The organism is Acidaminococcus sp. BV3L6 (assembly GCF_000468835.1).
GTDB classification, from domain to species: Bacteria; Bacillota; Negativicutes; order Acidaminococcales; family Acidaminococcaceae; genus Acidaminococcus; species Acidaminococcus intestini.
Genome location: NZ_AWUR01000036.1, coordinates 1 through 7,332, shown reverse-complemented (window position 1 = coordinate 7,332; position 7,332 = coordinate 1). Strand labels below are relative to the sequence as shown.

Sequence of the window (7,332 nt, the reverse complement as noted above, 5' to 3'; positions counted from 1 at the left end):
GATGCGCGCCTTGGGGAAGATTGTTTTTATGACTGAACGAAACTGCATGGACATGTCCATCTCTTTCTTCTTAGGAGAGGGAAATATGACTCTGCAGTCAGCCTATCTGTTTCTTGCGGTCAGCCATTTTAACCTGCGCTGCGGATTCCTTGGATCTGATCTTGAAGACTTCGCATATAGTCTTCTCTGTGTTTATGCAGTACATATTGAAGCGCCTTGAAGCTATTCTTACAATAAGCCAAGTGAAAGTGAAATGCTTTCTTCATTAATCATGTTTTTCATAAGGAGTGTTCAAGCTAAAGACTTATTTATTCGCCCCTTTTTGGTAACGTATTTCCTGAGGGCGAGGCGTCTTCGTATTTTTTGGCGACTCGTATGATTCCCCTTTTTTACTGGGCGCAGCTCATTTTCGTTTACGTTAATTCCAAAATCATAGGCAGACTTCCTTTTTGACGCTTCGTTATGTATCAAAGTTCATATCAAGGTGGAACATTTTTCTTAATTTTTTGTATTCAATCGAGCAAATTCGGTGTATACTTGTGTATAAGAAATGAGAGGGGTTTCTTTTTCCTCTTTTTCCCCTTCCAGAAGGGGCTGGAAGGTCGTCCATTATTTGAAAGGAGTTGATTATTTTGACAGGTATACCTCTTATGATTGCATTTATTCTTGCCATCATCATTATGATTCTTGCAATCTCTAAGTACAACATTCATCCCTTCCTGTCCATTTTGACTGTTTCCGTTATCTTTGGCATTATTGGCGGCATTCCTTTGGTTAAGACGGGCAAAGTCCTCGGGATTGCCGATGTTGTCAGTGCTGGTTTTGCTGGTACTTTCAATAGCATCGGCATTGTCATCATTATGGGGGCACTCGTCGGTGCCCTTTTGGAAAAGACCGGGGCTGCACTCAAGATGGCAGACTGCGTCGTTCGGCTTGTTGGGAAAAACAATACGTCTCTTGCCGTCCTCATTATGGGTTGGATCGTATCCATCCCTGTCTTCTGTGACAGTGGTTTTGTTATTCTGAACCCGATCCGGAAGGCTTTAGTGCGCCGTACGCATGCTTCTGGTGTTGCTACTGCTGTAGCCATGAGCATGGGGCTTTATATTACCCATTGCTTCATCCCGCCTACACCCGGCCCGATTGCCGCGGCAAACACTATTTACGAAGGCATGCAGATGGATACGAACCTGATCCTTGTCATTGCTATGGGGGCTTGTGCTTCCATTCTTCCGATGATTGCGGCCTACTTCTATGCTAACTACATTGGCGGTAAAATCAAAACAAAGGAAGAAAAGACTATGGAAGCCGGTGAAGCCGGGGAAATGACGGAAACCTATGAAGAACTGATGAAAAGCTATGGTGAACTTCCCAGTGCTTTTATGAGCTTTGCACCTATCATTGTCCCGATTCTCCTGATGGCCCTTTCAAGCGCTATGAATATGGCGGGGAATAAGATCCCTATTGTAACCTTCCTCGGGACCCCGATCATTGCCATCAGTGTCGGCGTCCTTCTTGGCATTCTGCTCTTTGCGTCCCGCCCCATGGAAGACAAGGCCAAGGCTTTTTATGAACTGACGAATGAAACCCTGAAAGTCTGCGGCCCCATCCTCTTTATTACGGCAGCTGGCGGCGTTCTGGGCAAGGTTATCGCTTCGACCAACATGGTTGCCTTCATCAAGGCCAATTCGACGACGCTTGCTGGTCTTGGTATTTTCTTTCCTTTCATTCTCTCAGCTATCCTCAAGACGGCACAGGGGTCTTCTACCGTGGCCATTACAACGACAGCCGGCATCATGGCGCCTCTTATGACGACCTTGGGCCTTGGCACTCCTATCCTTGCAGCGGTAACGGTCATTGCCATCGGAGCTGGAGCCATGACCGTCTCCCATGCCAACGACTCCTATTTCTGGGTTGTTACAAATTTTGGTGATATGGAAGTCCAAGATGGGTACCGGGCACAGACGTTCGGAACCTTTGTGACAGGGCTGGCTGCCATGCTTAATGTCTATATCATCTATCTTTTTGTTCGCTGAAAAGCAGCTCACAAGACTGTACGGGATCTCTTTTCCGTACAGTCTTTTCTTTGTGATAGGAATTCCCCCTATTTGCACTATGATATCTTGTACATTTTGAAAAAATGTCCTATAATGAATTCCGGTATCTTGATAGGATATCATGGAAAAAACGGGGGAATTGCTCCGCTTGCGCCGTGGATTCATGCGTTTATAGGCCATTGTGCTAACTGTAACATTTAAGTTGACAGAACGCACCGGAATAAGGTAGAATTCACTGTAAAGGAATATGATTTAAATTCTATCGTAGGATCATACAAGTAAGAGAGGTTAGAGACATGAGTGAACTATTACGAGTCGAAGGGCTGCATGTGGCTGTCGAAGGAAAGGAAATCCTCAAGGGACTTGATCTTGTCATCAATAAGGGCGAGACCCATGTCATCATGGGGTCCAATGGGGCTGGCAAATCAACCCTTTTCAACGCAGTCATGGGAAATCCGAAATATGTGGTCACAGCAGGGCATATCTATCTGGAAGGAAAGGAGATTACTCACGAACCAGTCAACGAACGGGCTAAGGCAGGGATCTTCATGGCCTTCCAGAATCCTATCTCCGTCCAGGGCATTTCAGTTGAAAACTTCATTCGCAATGCCAAGAGCACGGTTAGCGGTGAGACCCAGCGAATCATGCCCTTTCGCAAGAAGCTGCATAAACAGATGGATGCCCTTAAGATGGATCGCTCCTATGCGGACCGTTATGTCAACGATGGATTTTCCGGCGGTGAACGCAAGAAAAATGAGATTCTCCAGATGACCATGCTCGAGCCGAAACTGACTATGCTCGATGAAATTGACTCCGGTCTTGATGTTGACGCTGTCCGCATCGTATCAGAGGCCGTCAACGAATATCACAATGAGGACAACTCTCTCCTGATCATTACGCACCACAGTGAGATCCTGCAAAAACTGCATCCCGATGTGGTGCACGTCCTCATTGCTGGTAAGATTGTCAAGAGCGGTGATGCTTCCCTCATCCGTGAGATCGAGGAAAACGGCTACGACGCCTATAAGAACTGATAGGTAGGTGAGCATTATGTCGGAAGAAAAGAGAACCGGATTGGACGAGGAAAAGAAGCTTTTCGATTCCGTCGACAATCTCGGAAACATGTATAACTTCAGGAATGACTTCAAGTATTCCTATAAGACCGATGCTGGCCTGACACCGGACATCGTCCAGGAGATTTCCGAAAAGAAGGATGAGCCGAAATGGATGCGCGACTTCCGCCTGAAATCTCTTGATATCTACAATCAAATGCCGTACCCGGTGTGGGGCCCTGATATCAGCGGTCTTGATATGGCCAATATCGTCACCTATGTCCGTCCTGATACGCAGATGAAGGCGGACTGGAACGACGTTCCTGATGATATCAAGGATACCTTTGACCGTTTGGGCATTCCGGAAGCGGAAAAGACTTCCCTTGCGGGTGTAGGTGCCCAGTATGATTCGGAAGTCGTTTATCACAGCATCCAAGAAGACCTTGTCAAGCAGGGCGTTGTCTATACAGATTTTGATACGGCACTTAAGGAATATGAAGATATCGTCAAGAGTCACTTCATGAAGCTTGTTCCGCCTACAGATCACAAGTTTGCCGCTCTGCATGGCGCTGTTTGGTCCGGCGGCTCCTTTGTCTATGTTCCTGACGGAATTGATGTTGAAATTCCGCTGCAGAGTTATTTCCGTCTCAATGCGCCAGGAGCTGGACAGTTTGAACATACCCTGATCATTGTCGGTAAAGGGGCCAAGGTTCATTTCATCGAAGGCTGCAGTGCCCCAAAATACAACGTGGCTAATCTACACGCCGGCTGTGTTGAACTTTTTGTTGGCGATGAAGCCACTCTGACTTATTCGACGATTGAAAACTGGTCGAAGAATATGTACAACATGAACACGAAGCGCTGCGTCGTTGGTAAGAACGGAACCATCAATTGGGTTACTGGGTCCTTCGGCTCCCATACATCCTGTCTGTATCCTATGAGCATCCTCAATGGGGAAGGCGCCCACTGCGAATTTACAGGAGTTACCTTTGCCGGTAAGGGACAGTATCTTGATACGGGTTCCAAGGTAATTCACAATGCTCCGAACACGACGAGCAACATCAATTCCAAATCCATTTCCAAAGATGGCGGCGTCTGCATCTATCGAGGCAGCGTGGTCATTGGGGAAAAGGCAGAAGGGGCCAAATCGAACGTGAGCTGCGAATCCCTTATGCTGGATGAACAGTCCCAGTCCGATACGATCCCTGCCATTGTCATCAAGAATGACAATGTGGACCTTGGGCATGAAGCGAAGATCGGCCGCATTTCTGATGAAGCCATCTTCTATCTTATGAGCCGCGGCCTGAGTGAAGATGAAGCACGGGCCATGCTGGTCCGTGGGTTTGTTGAACCGGTTTCGAAGGCACTGCCGCTTGAGTATGCTGTCGAAATGAACAATTTGATCAATCTGGAACTCAAAGGTTCCATGTAAGGAGGTAGGAGAGCATGAAACAGATTTTCAATGAACTGCCTCGTCCTACTTTCCGTTGGATGAGAGTAAACCATCAGGAACTGGAAACTCCGGAAGTAAAGCTTGTCCCTGAGGCTGCTGTAGAAGAACGGCATGAAGGCTCTGCTGAAGTCACTTTCTTTACGGGCCGGCGCGTTCCGAATTTGGAGGATTTTGCCGGTGCAAGCCAGGAATCCATGAAGGATGCTTTGGAAAAGGGCAATGTAAATTGTGAAATCAGCGTCAAGGATGGGGAAAAAGCCAAGGTGTGGCTTGACTACAGCCTCTCAGAGACGGTTTCTGCCCTTGTGGGACAGCTTTATATCAAGGCGGGCAAAAATAGCGATGTCGAGGTCTTTACGACTTTCGAAGGAGATGCCCCGGACGGACTCGTCAATGTCCTCTTTTATGTAGAGGCTGGCGAGAACGCAAATGTGAACGTCAGCAAGGTCCAGATCCATGGCAGCCATGTCCGTCACATTGATCAGCGCTATACCCATGATGGCGAGGGCAGCAAGGTGAAGTTTGTCTCTGCTGAAGTGGGCGGCAAGGAAACCTTGGTCTATGTCCGCACGGATCTTGATCACGACGAGTCGGACTTCAAGAGTCAGACCATGTATCTTGGCAGTGAAAACCAGCTCTTTGATTTTTCCTATTGGGTTCCGACCCAAGGAATCAAGACCAATACGGACATTCTCACGACGGGAGCTCTCATGGGAACCAGCCGCAAATATTTCCGCGGCACGATCGATTTTCTGCGAGGCGGCAAGAAAGCTGTGGGCAACGAAGAAGATACATGTCTGCTCCTTAATAAGGGCGTCCATTCCATTTCCGTTCCTTTGCTTCTTTGCAAGGAAGATGATGTCGTTGGCAACCACGCCGCAAGTTCCGGCCAGGTAGACCCCGATATGCTTTTTTATCTGATGAGCCGCGGCCTCAGCGAAAACGGCGCTCGTCTTGTCATTGTTGAATCCAATATCCGTCCGGTCATTGACCAGTTAGGCGATGAAACCCTGGCGAACAAGGCTCTCCGGGCAGTACGGGAGAAAATGGAGTTTTGTACCCAGAAAGGAATTTGCGATGAAAAATGTACGGAAAGACTTCCCAATCTTAACTAAAAAGGTCAATGGTCATCCCCTTGTCTATTTCGACAATGCGGCAACGACCCAAAAGCCCTATCAGGTCATCCATGCCATGGTGGACCTATTGGAACACTATAATGGCAACCCCCATCGTGGGGCCCATACCCTCAGCATTGAAGCCACGGAATTGTATGACAGCGCCCGTGAAGCTGTTGCCCGCTTCATCAATGCCAAGAGTGCCGATGAGGTCATTTTCGTCCGCAATACGACGGAAGCTCTGAACCTAGTGGCCAGAAGCTATGGGGAAGCGAATCTCCATACAGGGGACAAAATCGTCATCCCCATTTCTGAGCACCATTCCGATATTGTGCCTTGGCAACGTGTGGCAAGCCGTACAGGGGCCCAGCTTGTTTATATGTACCTTGATGAAGAAGGCCATTTTACGGATGAAGACCTGGCAAAGATCGACGAAAAGACAAAAATCGTGGCTTTTGCTGCGGTCAGCAATGTCCTTGGTATGAAGCGCCCCATTGAAAAGATCATTGAAAAAGCGCATGCAGTTGGTGCCATTGCCGTCCTTGATGGAGCCCAATCCGCACCTCACATGAAGAGTGATGTCCAGAAGTGGGATTGTGATTTCTATGCTTTCAGCGGTCATAAGATGATGGGCTCTGCTGGCACGGGTGTCCTTTATGGCAAGAAGAAACTCCTTAATGCCATGGAACCTTTCCTTTCTGGTGGAGACATGATTGAATATGTGCAGGAACAGAGTACGACTTTTGAACAGGTCCCGTTTAAATTTGAGGCAGGGACGGAAAATGTGGAAGGGGCGGTTGCTCTTCATGCAGCCATCGATTATCTTGAAGACCTTGGTTTTGATGAAATCGAGCGCCATGAATATGAATTGACCAAGCACTGCCTTGAAGGCCTAATGAAGCTTCCTTATGTCCATATCTTGGGCAGCAAAGATCCGGAAGAAAAGGTTGGTGTCATTGCCTTTACCATTGACGGTGTGCATCCTCACGATGTGGCGACGATCCTTGACAGCTATGGCATTGCTATTCGCAGCGGCCATCATTGCGCCCAGCCTTTGGGTCATCACCTCCATGTCGAAGCATCGAATCGTGCCAGTTTCTATATCTATAACACCATCGAAGAAGTGGACTACTTCCTGGACAAGCTTCCTCTTGTTCGGAAACAGATGGGATTCAAGGATTAAAAGGGTGATACAATGAGCAGCGTGGATATGAATCAACTTTATTCGGACATCATTCTGGAACATAACCAGAACCAGATGAACAAACGTGCCTTGGATAAGTTCACGCTCCAGGAGCATGGACATAATCCGAGCTGTGGTGATGACATTACCCTCCAGGCCGATATCGAAGGCGGCATCGTCAAGGATGCGGCCTATACGGGCCATGGCTGTGCCATCAGCCAGGCTTCGGCAGACATGATGATTGACCTCATCAAGGGCAAATCCGTCAAGGAAGCACTCCGTCTGGTCAATCTTTTCCTCGATATGATCAAAAGGGAAGTGACCGATGACGATGAACTGGAAGAATTGGAAGATGCCATCAGCTTGAAGAATATCTCCAATATGCCGGCTCGCGTCAAATGTGCGGTTCTTGCTTGGCATACTTTGAAAGAAGCCCTTTCCGACGATAAGGAAGCCTCCGAACAATAATATA

At 47.9% G+C, this 7,332-nt stretch carries 7 protein-coding genes; all 7 read left to right on the top strand.

Annotated elements, in window-relative coordinates; genetic code table 11:
- On the top strand, positions 1 to 220 hold a 220-nt coding region (locus HMPREF1246_RS10875; protein ID WP_035224505.1), incomplete at its 5' end, for a hypothetical protein.
- A 412-nt stretch (positions 221 to 632) separates the two neighbouring features.
- Positions 633 to 2,036, top strand: coding sequence for a GntP family permease (locus tag HMPREF1246_RS06775; RefSeq protein ID WP_016459749.1), 1,404 nt, complete (start codon positions 633 to 635; stop codon positions 2,034 to 2,036).
- A 317-nt stretch (positions 2,037 to 2,353) separates the two neighbouring features.
- Positions 2,354 to 3,091, top strand: a complete 738-nt coding sequence (sufC, locus tag HMPREF1246_RS06770; RefSeq protein ID WP_009015994.1) for a Fe-S cluster assembly ATPase SufC — start codon at positions 2,354 to 2,356, stop codon at positions 3,089 to 3,091.
- A gap of 16 nt (positions 3,092 to 3,107) precedes the next feature.
- The gene (gene sufB / locus HMPREF1246_RS06765; protein WP_021737062.1) at positions 3,108 to 4,541 is read left to right on the top strand and encodes a Fe-S cluster assembly protein SufB; all 1,434 of its coding nucleotides are present in this window, start codon (positions 3,108 to 3,110) and stop codon (positions 4,539 to 4,541) included.
- Positions 4,542 to 4,555: 14 nt separating this feature from the next.
- Positions 4,556 to 5,677: a SufD family Fe-S cluster assembly protein gene (locus HMPREF1246_RS06760; protein ID WP_021737064.1), complete on the top strand. Its 1,122-nt coding sequence runs from the start codon at positions 4,556 to 4,558 to the stop codon at positions 5,675 to 5,677.
- Entirely contained in the window at positions 5,640 to 6,860 is a 1,221-nt protein-coding gene (locus HMPREF1246_RS06755) for an aminotransferase class V-fold PLP-dependent enzyme (RefSeq protein ID WP_009015997.1), read from the top strand. Before HMPREF1246_RS06760 ends, HMPREF1246_RS06755 begins: the two co-directional genes overlap by 38 nt.
- Before the next feature lie 21 nt (positions 6,861 to 6,881).
- The gene (gene sufU / locus HMPREF1246_RS06750) at positions 6,882 to 7,328 is read left to right on the top strand and encodes a Fe-S cluster assembly sulfur transfer protein SufU (protein WP_026385670.1); all 447 of its coding nucleotides are present in this window, start codon (positions 6,882 to 6,884) and stop codon (positions 7,326 to 7,328) included.
- The last annotated feature ends 4 nt before the right edge of the window (positions 7,329 to 7,332 follow it).

Coding starts and splice junctions, on each gene's coding strand:
- sufB (WP_021737062.1), top strand. CDS start 3,108: ATGTCGGAAGAAAAGAGAACCGGATTGGACGAGGAAAAGAAGCTTTTC.
- sufC (WP_009015994.1), top strand. CDS start 2,354: ATGAGTGAACTATTACGAGTCGAAGGGCTGCATGTGGCTGTCGAAGGA.
- HMPREF1246_RS06760 (WP_021737064.1), top strand. CDS start 4,556: ATGAAACAGATTTTCAATGAACTGCCTCGTCCTACTTTCCGTTGGATG.
- HMPREF1246_RS06755 (WP_009015997.1), top strand. CDS start 5,640: ATGAAAAATGTACGGAAAGACTTCCCAATCTTAACTAAAAAGGTCAAT.